Raw genomic sequence first — 19,510 nt, 5'->3', positions numbered from 1 at the left:
AGATGTCGATATTTTATCTTGCAAATGTAGCTATTGCGTGTATTTTTGTGAGCTAATTCGCGTTGCCAGAGTGATATGACACTCACTTTAAACATATAATTAACATTATATCTAAATCTTAGTATTCATCCCGCCGATTCTTACCTAATATCGATGAGTCCTGATAACAGGATCGTCGTATCATATGACGCACTAAAGGCCGCAGAGCCTGCACAACACAGACAGGTACAGGAAGAAAAAACATGGTAGATCAGGTAAAAGTCGTTGCCGACGAACAGGCACCGGCTGAACAGTCGCTACGGCGCAATCTCACAAACCGTCATATTCAGCTTATTGCGATTGGCGGCGCCATCGGCACCGGCTTATTTATGGGCTCCGGTAAAACGATCAGCCTCGCCGGGCCGTCGATCATTTTCGTTTATATGATCATCGGTTTTATGCTCTTTTTCGTCATGCGGGCAATGGGTGAATTGCTGCTCTCGAATCTGGAATATAAATCCTTCAGTGATTTCGCTTCCGACCTGCTCGGGCCGTGGGCGGGATATTTCACCGGCTGGACTTACTGGTTCTGCTGGGTGGTCACCGGGATGGCGGACGTCGTTGCGATTACCGCCTATGCGCAGTTTTGGTTCCCCGGCCTTTCCGACTGGGTCGCCTCGCTGGCGGTCGTTGTTCTGCTGCTGAGCCTTAACCTTGCGACCGTGAAAATGTTCGGCGAGATGGAGTTCTGGTTCGCGATGATCAAGATTGTCGCCATCGTGGCGCTGATCGTCGTCGGTCTGGTGATGGTTATGATGCACTTCAAATCACCGACCGGGGTTGAAGCGTCGTTTACTCATCTGTGGAATGATGGCGGCTGGTTCCCGAAAGGGATCAGCGGCTTCTTTGCGGGCTTCCAGATAGCGGTATTCGCGTTCGTGGGGATTGAACTGGTGGGCACCACCGCCGCAGAGACCAAAGACCCGGAGAAATCCCTGCCGCGCGCGATTAACTCAATCCCGATTCGTATCATCATGTTCTACGTTTTTGCGCTGATCATCATTATGTCGGTCACGCCGTGGAGCTCGGTAGTACCAACCAAAAGCCCGTTTGTTGAGCTGTTTGTACTGGTAGGACTGCCGGCCGCCGCCAGCCTGATTAACTTCGTGGTGCTGACGTCTGCGGCCTCTTCCGCCAACAGCGGCGTGTTCTCTACCAGCCGTATGCTGTTTGGTCTGGCGCAAGAGGGTGTGGCGCCGAAAGCGTTCGCTAAATTGTCTAAGCGCGCGGTACCGGCGAAAGGGCTGACCTTCTCCTGTATCTGTCTGCTGGGCGGCGTGGTGATGCTGTACATCAATCCGAGCGTGATTGGCGCGTTCACCATGATCACGACGGTGTCGGCTATTCTGTTCATGTTTGTCTGGACCATCATTCTCTGCTCGTACCTGGTGTACCGTAAGCAGCGTCCGCACCTGCATGAGAAGTCCATCTATAAGATGCCGCTTGGTAAGCTGATGTGCTGGGTGTGTATGGCGTTCTTCGTCTTTGTGCTGGTACTGCTGACGCTGGAAGATGATACCCGTCAGGCGCTGATCGTCACGCCGCTGTGGTTTATTGCGCTGGGGCTGGGCTGGCTGTTTATCGGTAAGAAACGTATGGCAGGAGTGCGTTAATCTTGATGCCCGGTGGCGCAAAGCTTACCGGGCCTACGGATTGTAGGCCGGATAAGCGTTAGAGCCATCCGGCAACACATCATTCCCCGGCCAGTGCGCGCGGGAACAAGACGTTGTTTTCCAGACTGATGTGCTCCATCAGATCGTCAATCATTTCATTAATGCCGTTGTACATCGCTTTCCAGGTGGTGCAGGCTTCTGGCGGCGGCGTGACGTTGTTGGTGGTGTGTTTGATCACTTCCAGCAATTCGCCAGCGTCATCGTGTTCGCTTTCCATGACGCTAATCGGGCCCATTGCCTGGCTTCCCATGCCTTGTTTGATCATCGGGAACAGGATCTGCTCTTCTTTCATCATGTGGCTGGAAAGTTCCTGATGCAGCATAGTCAGGTATTTCGCCAGACCTTTCGGTACGCTGGGTTTGTCTGCGTGAACGCGTTCCACTTTGGTGGCTTGCAGGATCAGCTCCGGCAGCTGCTCGCGGTGTCTGTCGTGGTAGCGCACGATAATATGGTCGATAATTTCGGCCAACGGCGCGGTACGCCAGTCCTTCTCAATCGGTTGTTCAGCCAACTGTGCCAGTTCTGCTTCAATGGCTTCTACATCCAGCTCTTTACGTGCAGCAGCGCGCGCGAGCGTCTGCTTACCACCGCAGCAGTAATCCATATCGTACTTACGAAACAGCGCCGAGGCGCGAGGAATAGAGAGCGCCAGTTCACCTAAAGGTTGATCGCGAAAAGACATAGCCGTTACCTCATTCTCAATAATATAAGATGTATTTTAAATACATCTTTAAGCCGAAGATATAACCCTTTCGGGTCAGAATAAAACGTGATGACCATCACAAAAAAATGTTTGTGCCTTAACGTGCTGAATCTTATTGAAAAGGGCAGGAATACGCGCGGCAAGTCGCCGGGCAAAATTAAATATGCCGGCGGCACTGCCGATAGTTAGACCTCTGACAATACCTGCATAGTAAAAGGCAACAAATGTTCAAACGAATCAAAGTTATAACCTTACTGATTATCGTATTACTCGCCCTCGGCGCGATGCAGCTTATTTCGGCGGGCGTTTTTATCAGCGCGCTCAATAACGATAAGCAAAATTTTACCGTATCGCAGCGTTCCAGCCAGAACGTCGCGGAGTTTACCGATGCCTGGATCAGCCTGAACCAGGCGCGCGTCACGCTTAACCGCGGCATGTTGCGCCTGCAAAGTAGCATGGCCAATGAGATCAACGGCGGTCAGCTAAATGAACTGGTGAAGACGGCGAATGCCCTGCTGGCTGATGCGCAGCGTCATTACGATAAATACTACGCGCTGCCAGAAACGCCGGGGCTGGATGAACACCTGGCCGACCGTCTGGAAGAGCAGTACGGCATCTACTCCGCGACGCTGGCGAAAATGAATACCTTCCTTGCCGCAGGACAACTGGAAGAGATGTTCAAACAGAATGCGGAACAAAAACAGACGGCGATGCAGGACGTGTACCTGGAATGGCGTGCCGCGCAGGCCGAACTGACGAACGCGGGCATTCAACAAAATGAACAGGACTACCAGCGCATTCTGTGGATTCTGGCGGCCGTTATGCTGGCGGTTGTCGCGGTGATCGTGATTAGCTGGCTGGCAATGCAGCGTGTCTTACTTAAACCGTTGCATGATGTTATGGAACATATCCGCCATATTGCGGCAGGCGACCTGACGCGCAATATCCATACCGAAGGCAGTAATGAAATGGCGCTGCTGGCGCATAACGTACATGAGATGCAGCAGGCGCTGGCGAACACGGTCAGCGTGGTACGTGAAGGCGCTGACACGATCTATACCGGTGCGGGTGAAATTGCGACAGGCAGTAGCGATCTCTCTTCACGTACTGAACAGCAGGCTGCATCGCTGGAAGAGACTGCCGCCAGTATGGAACAACTCACCGCAACCGTGAGACAGAACGCCGACAACGCGCGTCAGGCGTCCAGCCTGGCGAAAAATGCCTCTGAGACGGCGCAGAAGGGCGGCAACGTAGTGGACGGCGTTGTGCGCACGATGGATGAAATTGCCACCAGCTCCAGCAAAATCGCGCAGATCACCAGCGTTATCGACGGTATCGCATTCCAGACCAATATCCTGGCGCTGAACGCGGCGGTGGAAGCCGCTCGCGCGGGCGAACAGGGCCGTGGCTTTGCGGTGGTCGCTGGCGAGGTGCGCACGCTGGCGCAGCGTAGCGCGCAGGCGGCGAAAGAGATCAAAACGCTGATTGATGACTCCGGTAATCGGGTCAGCGCGGGTTCCGCGCTGGTGCATGAAGCGGGGGAAACGATGGCGGAAATTGTCAGTGCGGTAACGCGTGTGACCGACATCATGGGGGAGATTGCCTCTGCATCTGATGAACAAAGTCGCGGCATTGACCAGGTTGGCCTGGCGGTGGCGGAGATGGATCGCGTGACGCAGCAGAACGCCGCGCTGGTGGAAGAGTCGGCGACTGCCGCCGTAGCGCTTGAAGAGCAGGCGGCGCGTCTGACCCAGACGGTAGCGGTGTTTAAAGTTTAACCTCTGCTCCGGCCTACAGGATAATATCTTGTAGGCCGGATTAGCGCAGCGCCATCCGGCACATTATGACTGTGAAACCACGACGACGCCGGGTTTCTGCGGCCTGGCTCTGACGGCTATCACCACCCCAACAATCAGCAGCGCAATGCCGCTTACCGTCAGCAGCGGTGGAAATTCCTGGCGCAGTATAAAGGTGTACAACAGGCCAGCCAGCGTTTCGAACACGATCAAGGGCCCCAGAATCACCGTCGGCAGCTTTTGACTGGCGACGTTCCAGCATAGCGCCCCCACCCATGAACAGAGCACGGCAATGGCGACCATCAGGGCGACAAAGACATCCGGCCGGGGGCCAAAGGGGAGAGGAAAGTCGGGCATCTGCTTACCCAACCAGATGCAGGCCGCAACATAACCCAGCAGCGAAACGGGAAGCGTCACTAGCGCCTGTGCTGTTGCCCACATCATCGGATGTTTATCCGGGTTTTCCCGCAGCCAGCGGGCATTACGCAACGCGTACCATGCCCAGCACACAACGGAAACCAGCGCCAGCGCGATACCTGAACCGTAGCGCCAGCCGCTAAACTCCGGCAGCCCCTGATTCAGCTCCGCAATATTGACGCACAGCAGGCCAACGCCGATGAGCGCCAGCGCAGGCGCCAGACGCCGCCAGGATAACTTACCATCTCGCTGGCTGTAGAGCAGGTTGGCAAACACCGGGATCACCACCGGCAACGTGCCGATGATCATGGTAGAAACAGGGGCTCCCGTGCGCTGGATAGCGCTCGCCAGGCAGACGTAATAGATCAGATTGCCCATCATCGTCAGCGCGAGTGCGGTTATCCAGTCTTTGCGCGTCAACTGGCGCAGGCGCGCACGCCCCAGCCACGCCAGGGGCACAGCAATTAACCCCAGCGCCAGATAGCGCCCCATCGACTGCAATACCGCCGGATACTCCGGTACGATCAACGGTCCGACAAAAATCAGTCCCCACATTAACCCTGCCAGCAGGGCATACAACACGCCGCTAATCATTGTTGATATCCACATCGTTTCACATTGCGAAAAGTGTAGGCAGGAGAAATGCGCCAGTATTGTATGAGATTGCGCATTAGCGCGGATAAACCTGTTTTTGATAACGCACTGGCGTAATGCCGTAGCGATGGGTAAAGGCGCGCGTGAGATGAGATTGATCGGTTAGCCCGGTGGCGGCCGCCACATCCGCTGCGGGCATCCCGAGCGTGAGAAACGCCTTTGCCCGCCACAGACGGATCGCCATCAGCATTTGGTGCGGCGTAACGTGGAAATGAGCCTTGAACTGACGCTGAAAATGCCAGGGGCTTAATGAGGCGACCCGCGCCAGTTCGTCAAGCGTGACCGGATGCATGTAGTTGTCGTGCAGGTAGTCCCGCACGCGCTCAAAGCGATGCTTGCCTTCCCGCACTTCCGGCGCATGGCGCGCCAGCGGCTGGAAGGTGTCGATCAGATCGAGCAGCAGCCCTTTTTGCGCCAGCGGATCGTCGGTATGCCACAGGCCGTGGATCAGCGTGCAGATCTGGCGTGAGCGCAGCGGATCGTGGCGCGTGACCTCATGAAACCACCAGTGACGAACCCCGGTCACCTCTTCCAGCAGATCGGGATCGAGATAAATCATCCGATAGCGCCAGCCGTCGGCGGTTTCCGCTTCGCCGGTATGCAGCTCATCGGGATTCATGGTGACAACGGAGTGAACGGGGGCAACGTACTGCGTGCCGCGATAGCGAAAGCGTTCGGCGCCGGCTTCAATCGCGCCGATACCGAAGGCTTCGTGGGTGTGAGGCTCGAAAGCGTAACGCGAGATATGCGCATGATACAGCTCAACCCCCGGCACCTGCGCCAGATGGCGAAAGCGGGCGCTGTCTTTCTCATCGCTAAACTGTTCGGGTACGCCTTGCACGTTGTCTCTCCCTGAAAGCCATCTGTTCATTATCAGAGATGGCCAGCAGGGATGCCACAACAATTAACCTGTTTTTAACACTTACAGGATGCTTTTGACGCTTTCCGCCAGAGAGGTTGTCGGGCGACCGATCAGTGCGCTCAGAGTATGGCTGTCGTCAAACAGGCCGCCTTTTGCGGCGCCCGCGTCAGAATCAGCCAGCATATCCGCCAGACCCGCTGGCAGGCCCACGCCTTTCAGCGCGGCGGCGAAATCGGCTTCACTCAGGTTCTGATAGACGACCTTTTTCCCGCTCTGTTTTGCCAGCTCGGCGGCTAACTGGCTCAGCGTCCAGCCTTCGTCGCCTGCCAGTTCATACACTTTACCGGCATGGCCTTCTTCGCTGATGACGCGAGCGGCTGCGGCAGCGTAATCGGCACGGGTTGCAGAGGCGATTTTGCCTTCGCCGGCCGCGCCGATAAAGACGCCGTGCTCCAGGGCCGCTGGCGCGCTCGCCAGGTAATTTTCGGTGTACCAGCCGTTGCGCAGCAGGGCGTAAGGAATGCCTGAATCCGCCAGCATTTTTTCGGTTTCCACATGTTCAACATGCAGGCCCAGCGGGGAACGGTCTGCGTGCAGCAGGCTGGTATAGGCAATGAATTTCACGTTTGCGGCTATTGCCGCGTTAATCACGTTGCGGTGCTGAGCGGCACGTTGCCCGACTTCGCTTGATGAGATCAGCAGCAATCTGTCGATGCCCTGCAACGCTGCCGTGAACGCGGCTTCGTCGCTGTAGTCCGCCTGGCGTACGGTAACGCCCAGTCGGGTTAGCGCGTCAGCTTTCGCGGGGTTACGGACAATCGCCGCAATCTGGCTGGCAGGAACGGTTTTCAGTAAGGTATCGATAACGTGTTGGCCCAGTTGGCCGGTCGCGCCGGTAATTGCAATCATGGGGGATCTCCCTGTGTTCGTCTTGTGTTTCATTAAGCTAGCACTTAAACTTACTTTTAGTAAGTACGTACAAAAAGGTAAGTGTAAAGATGACGAACCCGACGCTTTCTCAGCAGCTTCGCGATGGCAATTTGTTTGCCGAGCAGTGTCCTTCTCGCGAGGTGTTAAAGCATGTCACCAGCCGCTGGGGCGTATTAATTCTCGTGGCACTGCGTGATGGAACGCACCGCTTCAGCGATTTACGCCGCAAGATGGGCGGCGTGAGTGAAAAAATGCTGGCGCAGTCATTACAGGCGCTGGAGCAGGATGGATTTATTCATCGGGTGTCGTACCCGGTGGTGCCGCCGCATGTGGAGTACAGTCTGACGACGCTGGGTGAACAGGTGAGTGAGAAGGTCGCCGCGCTGGCAGACTGGATCGAACTCAATTTGCCGCAGGTGCTGGCACAGCGGAAAGAGCGAGCGGCATAACGGCTTGCCGGATGACGCTGCGCTTATCCGGCCTACGGCATGTCGATCGCGTAGGCCGGGTAAGGCGAAGCCGCCACCCGGCGTGGTTTTACTTACTCAAATCCAGCTGATAAATCGCAAAGCCGATGTCATCGGTAGCGACTTTATTCATCGGATATTGTCCCTTCTCTTTGATAAACGCGGCAGCCTTGTCGGACGGCGAGGTTTCGAAGCGGATATCCAGTTTCGTGTCGCTGTGAACTGGCGCCAGACGCCAGTTGTTGTCCGCCGCCGGGTGGATTTCCCCCGCACGCTTCGACTCCGCGCCAATCCACGCCGCCAGTACGGAGCGGTTCTCATCCGGTGATGCAAAAGCGATGTGGCTGTCGCCCGTACCGGCAAATTTGCCGCCGTAGGCGCGATAGTTATTGGTCGCGACCAGGAACATAGCGTTCGGATCGACAGGCTTGCCGTTGAAGGTCAGATTTTTAATACGTTCCGCTTGCGGATTCACCGTCTGGCATTCGCCGTCGTAGCGCGCAGGCTGCGACACATCAATCTGATACTCCACGCCGTCAATCACATCAAAGTTATAGGTGCGAAAACCGTCCCAGTTGATCAATGACTGCGGTTTACTGCTGTGGACATCAATCTGATTGAACTGCCCGGCGGAACATTCCAGCCACTCTTTTACCTCTTTGCCGCTGGCTTTTACGACGACCAGCGTATTCGGATAGAGGTAAAGATCGGCGGCGTTGCGGAAGGTAAGCTGACCTTTTTCCACTTCAACAAAGCTGGCAGGATCGTTTTTACGTCCACCGACTTTAAACGGCGCAGCGGCAGAGAGCACCGGCAGTTTCGCCAGATCCGGGTCGCCCTGAATAAAGTGTTCGACATACGCTTTCTGCGCGTTGTTCACCACCTGCACGGTAGGATCGTCCTGCACCAGCGCCAGGTAGCTGTACATGTTATCGGCGGACTTACCAATCGGTTTGCTAACAAACTCGCGGGTGGCATCGTGGTCGGCTTTCAGGATACCCACCAGTTTTTTATCTTCTGCGGCCAGCGATTTTTTCGCGGCGGCATCGTAAATGGGCCGCGCTTCGGCTTTCGCATCGGTCACCTGCCATTTGCCGCTGTCGTTGTTGAGCACCAGATCCACCACGCCCAGATGATCGCCCCACATACCCGGCATGACCGCCGGTACCCCGTTAAGCGTACCTTTTGCGATATCCGCGCCGTTGATATCGGCAAAATCTTTGGAAGGGAAGACCGCGTGCGCATGGCCGAACATGATGGCGTCAACGCCGGGGACTTCGCTCAGGTAATACACGGAGTTTTCCGCCATCGTCTGGTACGGATCGGCAGAAAGCCCGGAGTGGGCAATCACCACCACAACATCAGCGCCGTTGGCGCGCATCTCCGGCACATACTGACGGGCAGTTTCGGTAATGTCGTTGACGGTGACTTTGCCGCTCAGGTTGGCTTTATCCCAGGTCATAATCTGCGGAGGGACAAAACCGATATAGCCAATTTTCAGCGTCTGCGTGTTGCCCTCTTTATCGATCATGTCAGTCTCTTTGATCAGATAAGGCGTAAACAGCGGCTTTTTGGTCTTAACGTCGATGATATTGGCATTCACGTAAGGGAACTTCGCGCCCGCCAGCGCCTTATGCAGATAGTCCAGACCGTAGTTAAATTCATGGTTACCGAGGTTGCCGACCGCATAATCCAGCGTATTCAACGCCTTGTAGACAGGGTGAATATCACCAGCTTTCAGCCCCTTTGCCGCCATGTAATCGCCCAGCGGACTCCCCTGAATAAGATCGCCGTTATCGACCAGCACGCTATTTTTGACTTCATTTCTGGCGGCGTTAATTAAACTTGCTGTGCGTACCAGTCCGAATTTTTCGGTCGCTGTATCTTTGTAATAATCGAAATCCATCATGTTGCTATGCAAATCAGTGGTTTCCATAATCCGAAGATCGACGGTCGCCGCATTCACGCTGGCGGCGATCAGCGTGGCCAGGAGCGTTGCGCTAAACTTAATCATCAGGGGCATCCTTTTTTAGATCTGAAACACAAAAGAAAATGTATATAAGTCTTGTTGCTTACAGAACTGTGAATCATGACATGAATTCAGCCATTAAAACCGCAATCGTTATCACAGATGGCGGATTCATTTACGATGGGGTATAAGTAAAACAAAGAGTTAAACGCCACTGCCATAAACGAGGTGGAGAATGCTAGAACATGTATGCCAGCTTGCACGGAATGCGGGCGATGCCATTATGCAGGTCTACGATGGAATCAAACCGATTGAAATCACCAACAAGCAGGATGATTCTCCGGTTACTGCGGCGGATATTGCCGCCCACGCGGTGATACTGGAAGGGTTACAGGCGCTGACGCCGGATATCCCGGTTTTGTCGGAAGAAGATCCGCCCTCCTGGGATGTGCGCCAGCACTGGCAGCGCTACTGGCTGGTTGACCCGTTAGACGGCACCAAAGAGTTCATCAAACGTAACGGCGAGTTTACCGTCAATATTGCGCTGATTGATAAAGGTAAACCGATTCTGGGCGTGGTCTACGCGCCCGTCATGAAAGTGATGTACAGCGCTGCGGAAGGAAAAGCCTGGAAAGAAGAGTGCGGCGTGCGTAAACAGATTCAGGTGCGCGACGCGCGACCGCCGCTGGTGGTGATTAGCCGCTCCCATGCCGACAACGAGCTGCAAGAGTACCTGCAACAGCTGGGCGAACATCAGACGACCTCCATCGGCTCATCGCTGAAGTTTTGTCTGGTGGCGGAAGGGCAGGCGCAGCTGTATCCGCGCTTTGGGCCGACCTGCGTCTGGGACACTGCCGCAGGCCATGCCGTTGCCGCTGCGGCCGGGGCGCACGTTCACAACTGGCAGGGGAAACCCCTGGACTATACCCCGCGTGAATCGTTCCTTAACCCCGGCTTCCGGGTCTCTATCTATTAATTATTCAGCAACTTATGCAGCAGGGCGATCACCTGCTGCACCTCTGCCGGGCTTAACCCGCCGTCTTTGGCATACTGAATACGCCCGTCTTTATCGAGCACCACAATGGCGGAGCTCTCTTCTTCAAGCTGCCATGCCTTACGCGCCACGCCATTGCTGTCGACAATAAATTGTGACCACGGATAGAGTTTTTTATTGCTCTCGATGCTGCTGCGCACAAACATGCTGGTGCCCGGAATCGCGTCGTCGGTATTGACGATAGTGGTCGTCTGGTAGCGGTCATGCGGGAGATTCGCGGATTTAATCGCTTCTATCAGCGCGGCGTTTTTCTCTTTCGCTGACGTTCGCCCGGCGATGTGCTGCAACACCCGAACTTTCCCGGGGAGCTGCGCGCTATTCCAGCTTTTGTAGCTAAACTTGTTGTTATCAAGAATCAGTTCGCCGCGATCGGCGATCCCAATCGGCGATACGCGCTGATGGGTTTCAAAGTTATGCGCGGAGGCCATCATCGGCAGTAACAGGCACGACAGCGCCAGCAGTTTACGTAAGGTCATGGGGTTTCCTTCTTTATTTTTTGCAGGTGATCCGACCACTTGGGTCTGAGGTTTAATCATATGTGCGAATGATGCTTTTTCCCGCAAGCGTGATGCCAGTTTGCGGACGGGCGCACAAATCCTGCGAAAAATGAAGACTTATACTGAAGACAGCGAATCGGTGAATAGATAATTCTGAATAACTGTAATGAAAAGGTAAATAAACTTATACACACTGGAAACATCGTAGAGATAGTCTATAGTCATATGGCATTAAAATTTGCGCCTTAGAACAGCTGGGCCGAATGTGGCACCGCAAAGGCGTAACGCTCAGCAGGAGATAACAATGAAAATTTTCCAACGGTACAACCCGCTACAGGTGGCGAAGTACGTGAAGATCCTGTTCCGTGGACGGTTATATATCAAGGACGTTGGCGCTTTTGAGTTTGATAAGGGCAAGATTCTTATCCCAAAAGTGAAGGATAAGCAGCATTTGTCTGTGATGTCCGAAGTTAACCGTCAGGTTCTGCGTCTGCAAACTGAGATGGCTTAACCAAAGTGCTATGCAGTAGTTTAAAGTAGTATAAAAAACGGCTCCCAATGGGAGCCGTTGATGTTTCCAGGGCCGGGCATTTATGCCGGGCCTTCTTCTTTCTCTTTGCTATCCGGCAGTTTAGGGACCAGGATGCTGGTTTTGGTGTCGAGGCGCGTTACCAGTAGCTGATCGATACGGTAGTTGTCGATATCCACCACCTCAAATTTATAGCCCGAGAACTTCACCGAGTCGGTGCGTTTCGGGATTTTACGCAGCATAAACATCATAAAGCCGCCGATGGTCTCGTAGTTGCCGGACTGCGGGAACTCGTCGATATCCAGCACGCGCATGACGTCGTCAATCGGCGTTCCGCCGTCGATCAGCCAGGAGTTTTCATCGCGCGCCACGATTTGTTCTTCCAGACCCTGACCGACCAGGTCGCCCATCAGCGTGGTCATCACGTCGTTCAGCGTGATAATCCCGACCACCAGCGCGTATTCGTTCATGATCACCGCGAAGTCTTCCCCCGCCGTCTTAAAGCTTTCCAGCGCTTCAGAGAGGGTCAGGGTGTCCGGCACGATTAATGTGTTGCGGATCTGCACGCCGCTGTTAAGCGCCATACTCTGGTTTGCCAGAACGCGGTTGAGCAGATCTTTAGAATCAACGTAGCCGATGATGTGATCGATATCTTCATTACACACCAGGAATTTTGAGTGCGGATGCTCCGCGACTTTATTTTTCAGGCTTTGCTCATCTTCGTGCAGATCGAACCAGATGATGTTTTCACGCGATGTCATGGAAGACGGCACGGTACGCGATTCCAGCTCAAACACGTTTTCAATCAGCTCGTGTTCCTGCTTACGCAGCACGCCAGCAAGCGCCCCGGCTTCCACGACGGCGTAAATATCGTCCGAGGTGATATCGTCTTTACGCACCATCGGGATTTTAAACAGGCGGAAAATGCTGTTTGCCAGGCCGTTGAAGAACCACACTAAGGGGCGGAAAACGAACAGGCAGAAGCGCATCGGGTTGATGATACGCAAAGCCACGGCTTCTGGCGCAATCATACCGATGCGTTTCGGGGTTAAATCGGCGAACAGGATGAACATACCGGTAACTAACGAGAAGGAGAGCACGAAGCTTAACTGCTCGGAGAGTTCTGGCGACATATAGTTCGAGAACAACGAATGAAAGGCCGGAGAGAATGCGGCATCGCCGACGATACCGCCCAGAATGGCGACAGCGTTAAGGCCAATTTGCACCACGGTAAAAAACGTCCCGGGGTTTTCCTGCATTTTCAGGATGCGTTGCGCATTGATGTTGCCTTCATCAGCCAGCAACTTGAGTTTTATCTTTCGTGAAGCGGCAAGCGAGATCTCGGATATCGAGAAGAACGCACTCACAGCGATCAGGCAGAGTATAATTAAAATACTGTTTAACATATCTTATCCGACCGTTCAGGTCAGATCCTCGGAAGGGGAAGTTGATAAATCCGTGTGATATACACATTGAAAACCGGCCCGAAGGATGTGGGCCGGTAATTTCAGTCGCTAGTATAGCGTAAGGAACTGTAAAGCCGCCAGAGGCGCTGAATTAACCTTGCGGCGGTAAGCACACGCCGATCCCGCCAATGCCGCAATAGCCATACGGATTCTTGTGCAGATACTGCTGGTGATCGTCCTCGGCATAGTAAAACGGGGTGGCGGTGTTGATCTCGGTGGTGATGTGGCGATCGTCGTTTGCCGCAGTCATCGCGCTCTGGAAACGCGCCAGGCTGGCATGTGCGGCGGCGTTCTGCTCTGGCGTTAACGGATAAATCGCCGAGCGGTACTGCGTTCCGTGATCGTTGCCCTGCTGCATACCTTGCGCCGGATCGTGATTTTCCCAGAAGACCTGCAACAATTGTTCATAGCTGATAACCTGCGGATCGTAGACGACGCGTACCGCTTCGGCGTGGCCGGTTTGCCCGGAGCAGACTTCCCGGTAGGTTGGGTTTGGCGTGTAGCCGCCGGTGTATCCCGCTGCGGTGCTGTAAACGCCAGGTAATTGCCAGAACAAACGCTCGACGCCCCAGAAGCAACCCATGGCGAAGAGGGCAATTTCCATCCCTTCGGGCACGTTTGTCATTGAGTGTCCGTTTACCGCATGTAAAGTTGCCACTGGCATCGGGGTATTGCGTCCAGGTAGGGCATCTGCTTGTGAAACAAGATGCTTTTTATCAAATAAACTCATGGGCCATTCTCCCGAAATCAGTAATTGGGGTTAAGGTTGTAACGAGACGCGTCTTTGCACACAATAGTTACAGTGAATGCGTCTAGAGTAAACATAAGAAATATTTGGGTTGTCGTCTGTTTTTCAATCCCGGTTGTTGGGTTTTTGTTAAGCCGTGGAGCGGCATTGTGATTTCCTTCCAGGGGTGGGAATAAGGGATATTCAGGAGAAAACGTGCCATATATCCGTCAGTTATGCTGGGTTAGCTTACTGTGCTTAAGCGGTTCTGCCGTAGCCGCAAACGTCCGTTTACAGGTCGAGGGGTTATCGGGCGAGCTGGAAAAAAACGTTCGTGCGCAGTTGTCTACGATTCAAAGTGATGAAGTGACGCCGGACCGGCGTTTTCGCGCGCGCGTTGATGATGCCATCCGCGAAGGGTTAAAAGCGCTGGGCTACTACGAGCCGACCATTGATTTTGAGCTGCGCCCGCCGCCGGAGAAGGGGCGTCAGGTCTTGCTCGCCAAAGTGACGCCAGGCGAACCGGTTCGCATCGGCGGAACAGAAGTGATTTTACGCGGCGGCGCGCGTACCGACAGGGATTATCTGGATTTGCTGAAAACGCGTCCGGCCATCGGAACCGTGCTGAATCATGGCGACTATGACGGCTTCAAAAAGTCATTAACCAGCGTGGCGCTACGTAAAGGCTATTTCGACAGTGAATTTAATAAAAGCCAGTTAGGTGTGTCGCTCGATCGTCACCAGGCGTTCTGGGACATTGATTACAACAGCGGCGAGCGCTATCGCTTTGGTCAGGTCACTTTCGAAGGTTCGCAGATTCGCGACGAGTATCTGCAAAACCTGATCCCGTTCAAAGAGGGAGATTACTACCAGTCGAAAGACCTGGCGGAACTGAACCGCCGTCTGTCGGCCACCGGCTGGTTTAACTCGGTCGTCGTCGCGCCTGAATTTGATAAAGCGCGCGAAACCAAAGTATTGCCGCTGCACGGCGTCATGTCTCCACGTACTGAAAACACCATTGAAACGGGCGTCGGCTACTCTACCGACGTCGGGCCGCGTGTGAAGGCGACGTGGAAAAAACCGTGGATGAACTCCTACGGCCACAGCCTGACCACCAGCGCCAGTATCTCCGCCCCGGAGCAGCAGGTCGATTTCAGCTATAAAATGCCGCTCTTAAAGAACCCGCTGGAACAATACTATCTGGTTCAGGGGGGGATTAAGCGCACCGATCTCAACGACACCGAAGCGGACTCCTCCACGCTTGCCGTTTCCCGTTACTGGGACCTTTCCAGCGGCTGGCAGCGCGCCATCAATCTGCGCTGGAGCCTCGATCACTTTACGCAGGGTAACGTCACCAACACCACCATGCTGCTCTATCCGGGCGTGATGATCAGCCGTACCCGATCGCGCGGCGGACTGATGCCGACGTGGGGGGATTCCCAGCGTTACTCCATCGATTACTCAAACACCGCCTGGGGTTCGGACGTGGATTTCTCGGTATTTCAGGCACAAAACGTCTGGATTCGCTCGCTGTACGATCGCCATCGCTTCGTGATGCGCGGCAACCTGGGCTGGATTGAGACCGGCGATTTCGACAAAGTGCCGCCGGATTTGCGTTTCTTCGCTGGTGGCGATCGCAGTATTCGCGGTTATAAATACAAATCTATCTCGCCGGAAGACAGCGACGGCAACCTGAAAGGGGCGTCGAAGCTGGTGACGGGCTCGCTGGAATACCAGTACAACGTGACCGGAAAATGGTGGGGGGCGATGTTCGTCGACAGCGGCGAAGCCGTCAGCGATATCCGTAAGAGCGACTTTAAAACCGGCGCCGGGGTTGGCGTGCGTTGGCAGTCTCCGGTCGGGCCGATCAAGCTCGATTTTGCCGTGCCGGTTGGTGACAAAGACGAACACGGTTTACAGTTTTACATCGGTCTGGGGCCTGAATTATGAGTTTATGGAAGAAAATAAGCCTCGGCGTACTGATTTTTATTCTGCTGCTGCTGGGAACCGTGGCGTTCCTGGTGGGTACCACGACGGGGCTGCATCTGGTCTTTAACGCGGCGAACCGCTGGGTGCCGGGGCTGGAGATCGGTCAGGTAACTGGCGGCTGGCGTGACCTGTCGCTGAAAAATATTCGTTACGATCAGCCCGGCGTGGCGGTGAATGCCGGTGAAATCCACCTGGCGGTGAAACTCGGCTGTCTGTGGGACAGCAGCCTGTGTGTTAACGATCTGTCGTTGAAGGACATCAACGTCGCCATCGACAGCAAAAAAATGCCGCCTTCCGAACCGGTGGAGGAAGAAGAGGACAGCGGGCCGCTGAATCTTTCCACGCCGTATCCCATCACGCTTTCGCGCGTGGCGCTCAGCAATATCAATCTCAAAATTGATGATACGACCGTCTCGGTGATGGATTTCACCTCCGGCCTTAACTGGCAGGAGAAAACCCTGACTCTGAAGCCCACTTCGCTACAGGGACTGCTAATCGCGTTGCCAAAAGTGGCGGAAGTGGCGCAGGAAGAGGTGGTTGAACCGAAGATTGACCATCCCCAACCGGATGAAAAGCCGCTTGGCGAGACGCTGAAGGATCTGTTCTCAAAGCCCGTGTTGCCGGAGATGGCCGATGTGCATCTGCCGCTCAACCTTAATATTGAGGAGTTTAAGGGCGAACAGCTGCGCGTGACGGGCGATACTGACCTGACGGTGCGCAACATGCTGCTGAAAGTCAGCAGCATCGACGGCAATATGAAACTGGATGCGCTGGATATCGACGCCAACCAGGGCACCGTCAATGCGACCGGAACGGCGCAGTTGACCAACTCGTGGCCGGTGGATATCACCCTCAACAGCACGCTGAATATCGATCCGCTGAAAGGCGAAAAGGTGAAGCTGAAGGTAGGCGGCGCGCTGCGTGAACAGCTGGAGATCGGCGTTAACCTCTCCGGGCCGGTGGATATGGATCTGCGCGCCCAGACGCGCCTCGCCGAGGCCGGGTTGCCGCTGAACGTTGAAGTGGCAAGCCGCCAGGTTTACTGGCCGTTTACCGGCGACAAGCAGTTCCAGGCCGACGATATCAAACTCAAACTTACCGGCAAGATGACCGACTACACGTTGTCGATGCGCACGGCGGTGAAGGGGCAGGACATTCCGCCCGCCACCATTACCCTGGATGCGAAAGGCAACGAACAGCAGATCAATCTCGATAAGCTCACCGTGGCGGCGCTGGAAGGGAAAACCGAGCTGAAAGCGCTGGTTGACTGGCAGCAGGCGATCAGCTGGCGCGGCGAACTGACGCTGGACGGCATCAACACGGCGAAAGAGATCCCGGACTGGCCTTCTACGCTCAACGGCCTGATCAAAACCCGGGGAAGCCTCTATGGCGGCAGCTGGCAGATGGATGTGCCTGAGCTGAAACTGACCGGTAACGTGAAGCAGAACAAGGTCAATGTTAACGGCTCTCTGAAGGGGAACAGCTACATGCAGTGGGTCATTCCGGGTCTGCATCTGGAGCTGGGACGCAATAGCGCCGATGTGAAAGGCGAGCTGGGCATTAAGGATCTCAATCTCGACGCCACGATTGATGCGCCGAATCTGGATAACGCGCTGCCGGGGCTGGGCGGTACCGCCAAAGGGCTGGTGAAGGTTCGTGGTACGGTCGATGCGCCGCAGCTGCTGGCGGATATCAACGCGCGCGGACTACGCTGGCAGGAGCTGTCGGTGGCGCAGGTGCGTGTGGAGGGGGACATCAAATCCACCGACCAGATCGCCGGGAATCTTGACGTTCGCGTTGAGCGGATTACGCAGCCGGACGTCAATATCAACCTCGTCACCCTGAATGCCAAAGGCAGCGAAAAGCAGCATGAACTGCAACTGCGGATTCAGGGCGAGCCGGTCTCCGGGCAGCTTGCGCTTGCGGGCAGTTTTGACCGTAAAGAAGCGCGCTGGAAAGGCACGCTCAGCAATACGCGCTTCCAGACGCCGGTGGGGCCGTGGTCGCTGACGCGCGCCATTGCGCTGGATTACCGTAATCAGGAACAGAAAATCAGCATCGGGCCGCACTGCTGGACGAACCCGAATGCGGAGCTGTGCGTACCGCAAACGATCGATGCCGGGGCAGAAGGACGGGCGGTAGTGAATCTCAACCGTTTCGATCTGGCGATGCTGAAGCCGTTTATGCCGGATGCCACGCAGGCCAGCGGCGTCTTTAGCGGGAAAGCGGATGTCGCGTGGGACACCACCAAAGAGGGGCTGCCGCAAGGGCAGGTCACGCTGTCGGGTCGTAACGTGAAGGTAACGCAACGGGTCAATGACGCGCCGTTACCGGTGGCTTTCGACACGCTGAACCTGAATGCCGATCTGCACAATAACCGGGCGCAATTAGGCTGGATGATCCGTCTGACCAATAACGGCCAGTTCGACGGGCAGGTACAGATAACCGACCCGCAAGGGCGGCGTAATATTGGCGGTAACATCAATATCCGCAACTTCAACCTGGCGATGGTCAACCCTGTCTTCTCGCGTGGCGAAAAAGCGGCGGGCATGTTGAACGCAAACCTGCGTCTGGGGGGCGACGTGCAAAGCCCACAGATGTTTGGTCAGCTACAGCTGAGCGGCCTGGATGTGGATGGCAACTTTATGCCGTTTGATATGCAGCCAAGCCAGCTGGCGATGAATTTCAACGGTACGCGCTCAACTCTGCAAGGTGTGGTGCGCACGCAGCAGGGGCAAATTAATCTGAGCGGCGACGCTGACTGGAGCCAGATAGATAACTGGCGCGCCCGCGTGGCGGCGAAAGGCAGTCGCGTGCGTATCACCGTGCCGCCGATGGTGCGGCTGGATGTTTCCCCGGATGTGGTCTTTGAGGCGACGCCGAGCCTGTTCACGCTGGATGGACGCGTGGATGTGCCGTGGGCGCGTATCGTGGTGCATGAACTGCCGGAAAGCGCGGTAGGCGTCTCCAGTGATGAAGTCATGCTCAATAACGATCTACAGCCTGAAAATCCGCAGAGCGCGTCGATTCCGATCAACAGCAACCTGATTGTCCACGTAGGGAACAACGTCCGCATGGATGCCTTTGGCCTGAAAGCGCGTCTGACCGGCGACCTGAAAGTTGCGCAGGACAAACAGGGACTGGGGCTTAACGGGCAGATCAATATTCCTGACGGGCGCTTCCATGCGTATGGTCAGGATCTGATCGTGCGTAAGGGGGAACTGCTGTTCTCTGGCCCGCCGGATCAGCCACTGCTCAACATCGAGGCGATTCGTAATCCTGAATCGACGGAGAACGACGTCATTGCCGGGGTGCGCGTGACCGGCACTGCGGATGAGCCGAAAGCGGAAATCTTCTCCGACCCGGCGATGTCCCAGCAGGAGGCGCTGTCTTACCTGCTGCGCGGCCAGGGGCTGGAGAGCGATCAGAGCGACAGTGCGGCGATGACCTCAATGCTTGTTGGTCTGGGGGTTGCACAAAGTGGTCAGGTTGTGGGTAAAATCGGGGAGACATTTGGCGTAAGCAATCTGGCGCTGGACACGCAAGGGGTGGGCGACTCATCCCAGGTTGTGGTCAGCGGATATGTGCTGCCAGGTCTGCAAGTGAAATATGGTGTGGGTATATTTGACTCTTTGGCGACGCTCACGTTACGTTATCGCCTGATGCCTAAGCTATATCTGGAAGCAGTGTCTGGCGTAGATCAGGCACTTGATTTGCTCTATCAGTTCGAGTTTTAGC

15 protein-coding genes are annotated in these 19,510 nt (G+C 55.2%); 7 read left to right on the top strand and 8 right to left on the bottom strand.

The window, feature by feature from the left end:
• Positions 1-242 precede the first annotated feature (242 nt).
• Complete coding sequence (gene cycA / locus CKO_RS15505; protein WP_012134401.1) at positions 243-1,652, top strand: D-serine/D-alanine/glycine transporter; 1,410 nt, start codon at positions 243-245, stop codon at positions 1,650-1,652.
• Between the two features lie 79 nt (positions 1,653-1,731).
• Here the strand turns inward: cycA and ytfE are convergent, their stop codons facing one another.
• Positions 1,732-2,394 carry an iron-sulfur cluster repair protein YtfE gene (gene ytfE / locus CKO_RS15500; RefSeq protein ID WP_012134400.1) on the bottom strand — a complete coding sequence of 221 codons (663 nt, stop codon included), beginning with the start codon at positions 2,392-2,394 and terminating at the stop codon, positions 1,732-1,734.
• Between the two features lie 245 nt (positions 2,395-2,639).
• Here ytfE and CKO_RS15495 point away from each other — a divergent pair, with 245 nt between their 5' ends.
• Complete coding sequence (locus CKO_RS15495) at positions 2,640-4,193, top strand: methyl-accepting chemotaxis protein (protein ID WP_012134399.1); 1,554 nt, start codon at positions 2,640-2,642, stop codon at positions 4,191-4,193.
• A 63-nt stretch (positions 4,194-4,256) separates the two neighbouring features.
• On the opposite strand, the gene CKO_RS15490 is transcribed toward CKO_RS15495, so the two are convergent.
• The 3 genes from CKO_RS15490 to CKO_RS15480 form a co-directional block, all read right to left on the bottom strand.
• On the bottom strand, positions 4,257-5,222 hold the full coding sequence (locus CKO_RS15490) for a DMT family transporter (protein ID WP_012134398.1): 966 nt from the start codon (positions 5,220-5,222) through the stop codon (positions 4,257-4,259).
• Positions 5,223-5,298: 76 nt separating this feature from the next.
• Entirely contained in the window at positions 5,299-6,123 is an 825-nt protein-coding gene (locus tag CKO_RS15485; protein WP_024130786.1) for an AraC family transcriptional regulator, read from the bottom strand.
• A gap of 81 nt (positions 6,124-6,204) precedes the next feature.
• Positions 6,205-7,053 (bottom strand): SDR family oxidoreductase, encoded by an 849-nt coding sequence (locus CKO_RS15480; protein WP_024130785.1) that lies wholly within the window; start codon positions 7,051-7,053, stop codon positions 6,205-6,207.
• 89 nt (positions 7,054-7,142) lie between these two features.
• Here CKO_RS15480 and CKO_RS15475 point away from each other — a divergent pair, with 89 nt between their 5' ends.
• Positions 7,143-7,523: a winged helix-turn-helix transcriptional regulator gene (locus tag CKO_RS15475; protein WP_012134394.1), complete on the top strand. Its 381-nt coding sequence runs from the start codon at positions 7,143-7,145 to the stop codon at positions 7,521-7,523.
• A gap of 88 nt (positions 7,524-7,611) precedes the next feature.
• On the opposite strand, the gene CKO_RS15470 is transcribed toward CKO_RS15475, so the two are convergent.
• Positions 7,612-9,555 (bottom strand): bifunctional 2',3'-cyclic-nucleotide 2'-phosphodiesterase/3'-nucleotidase, encoded by a 1,944-nt coding sequence (locus CKO_RS15470; protein WP_024130784.1) that lies wholly within the window; start codon positions 9,553-9,555, stop codon positions 7,612-7,614.
• 190 nt (positions 9,556-9,745) lie between these two features.
• On the opposite strand from CKO_RS15470, the gene cysQ reads away from it, so the two are divergent.
• Complete coding sequence (gene cysQ, locus CKO_RS15465) at positions 9,746-10,486, top strand: 3'(2'),5'-bisphosphate nucleotidase CysQ (protein WP_012134392.1); 741 nt, start codon at positions 9,746-9,748, stop codon at positions 10,484-10,486.
• Here cysQ and CKO_RS15460 read toward each other — a convergent pair.
• Entirely contained in the window at positions 10,483-11,040 is a 558-nt protein-coding gene (locus CKO_RS15460) for a YtfJ family protein (protein WP_024130783.1), read from the bottom strand. The genes cysQ and CKO_RS15460 overlap by 4 nt on opposite strands.
• Before the next feature lie 325 nt (positions 11,041-11,365).
• On the opposite strand from CKO_RS15460, the gene CKO_RS15455 reads away from it, so the two are divergent.
• Positions 11,366-11,572: a DUF1107 domain-containing protein gene (locus CKO_RS15455; RefSeq protein WP_004857160.1), complete on the top strand. Its 207-nt coding sequence runs from the start codon at positions 11,366-11,368 to the stop codon at positions 11,570-11,572.
• A gap of 80 nt (positions 11,573-11,652) precedes the next feature.
• Here CKO_RS15455 and paeA read toward each other — a convergent pair whose 3' ends face one another.
• Both paeA and msrA read right to left on the bottom strand, forming a co-directional pair.
• Positions 11,653-12,996, bottom strand: coding sequence for a polyamine export protein PaeA (paeA, locus tag CKO_RS15450; protein ID WP_012134390.1), 1,344 nt, complete (start codon positions 12,994-12,996; stop codon positions 11,653-11,655).
• Positions 12,997-13,147: 151 nt separating this feature from the next.
• Complete coding sequence (msrA, locus tag CKO_RS15445) at positions 13,148-13,786, bottom strand: peptide-methionine (S)-S-oxide reductase MsrA (RefSeq protein WP_024130782.1); 639 nt, start codon at positions 13,784-13,786, stop codon at positions 13,148-13,150.
• A gap of 213 nt (positions 13,787-13,999) precedes the next feature.
• Here msrA and tamA point away from each other — a divergent pair, with 213 nt between their 5' ends.
• Together tamA and tamB are read left to right on the top strand one after the other, a co-directional pair.
• Positions 14,000-15,733, top strand: coding sequence for an autotransporter assembly complex protein TamA (tamA, locus tag CKO_RS15440; RefSeq protein ID WP_012134388.1), 1,734 nt, complete (start codon positions 14,000-14,002; stop codon positions 15,731-15,733).
• Positions 15,730-19,509 (top strand): autotransporter assembly complex protein TamB, encoded by a 3,780-nt coding sequence (gene tamB, locus CKO_RS15435; RefSeq protein WP_012134387.1) that lies wholly within the window; start codon positions 15,730-15,732, stop codon positions 19,507-19,509. Before tamA ends, tamB begins: the two co-directional genes overlap by 4 nt.
• Position 19,510: the final 1 nt, after the last annotated feature.

It is taken from the genome of Citrobacter koseri ATCC BAA-895 (genome assembly GCF_000018045.1).
Lineage (GTDB): Bacteria > Pseudomonadota > Gammaproteobacteria > Enterobacterales > Enterobacteriaceae > Citrobacter_B > Citrobacter_B koseri.
Note: the sequence above shows the minus strand (reverse complement) of the source record. Positions and strands in the feature narration are given on the sequence as shown.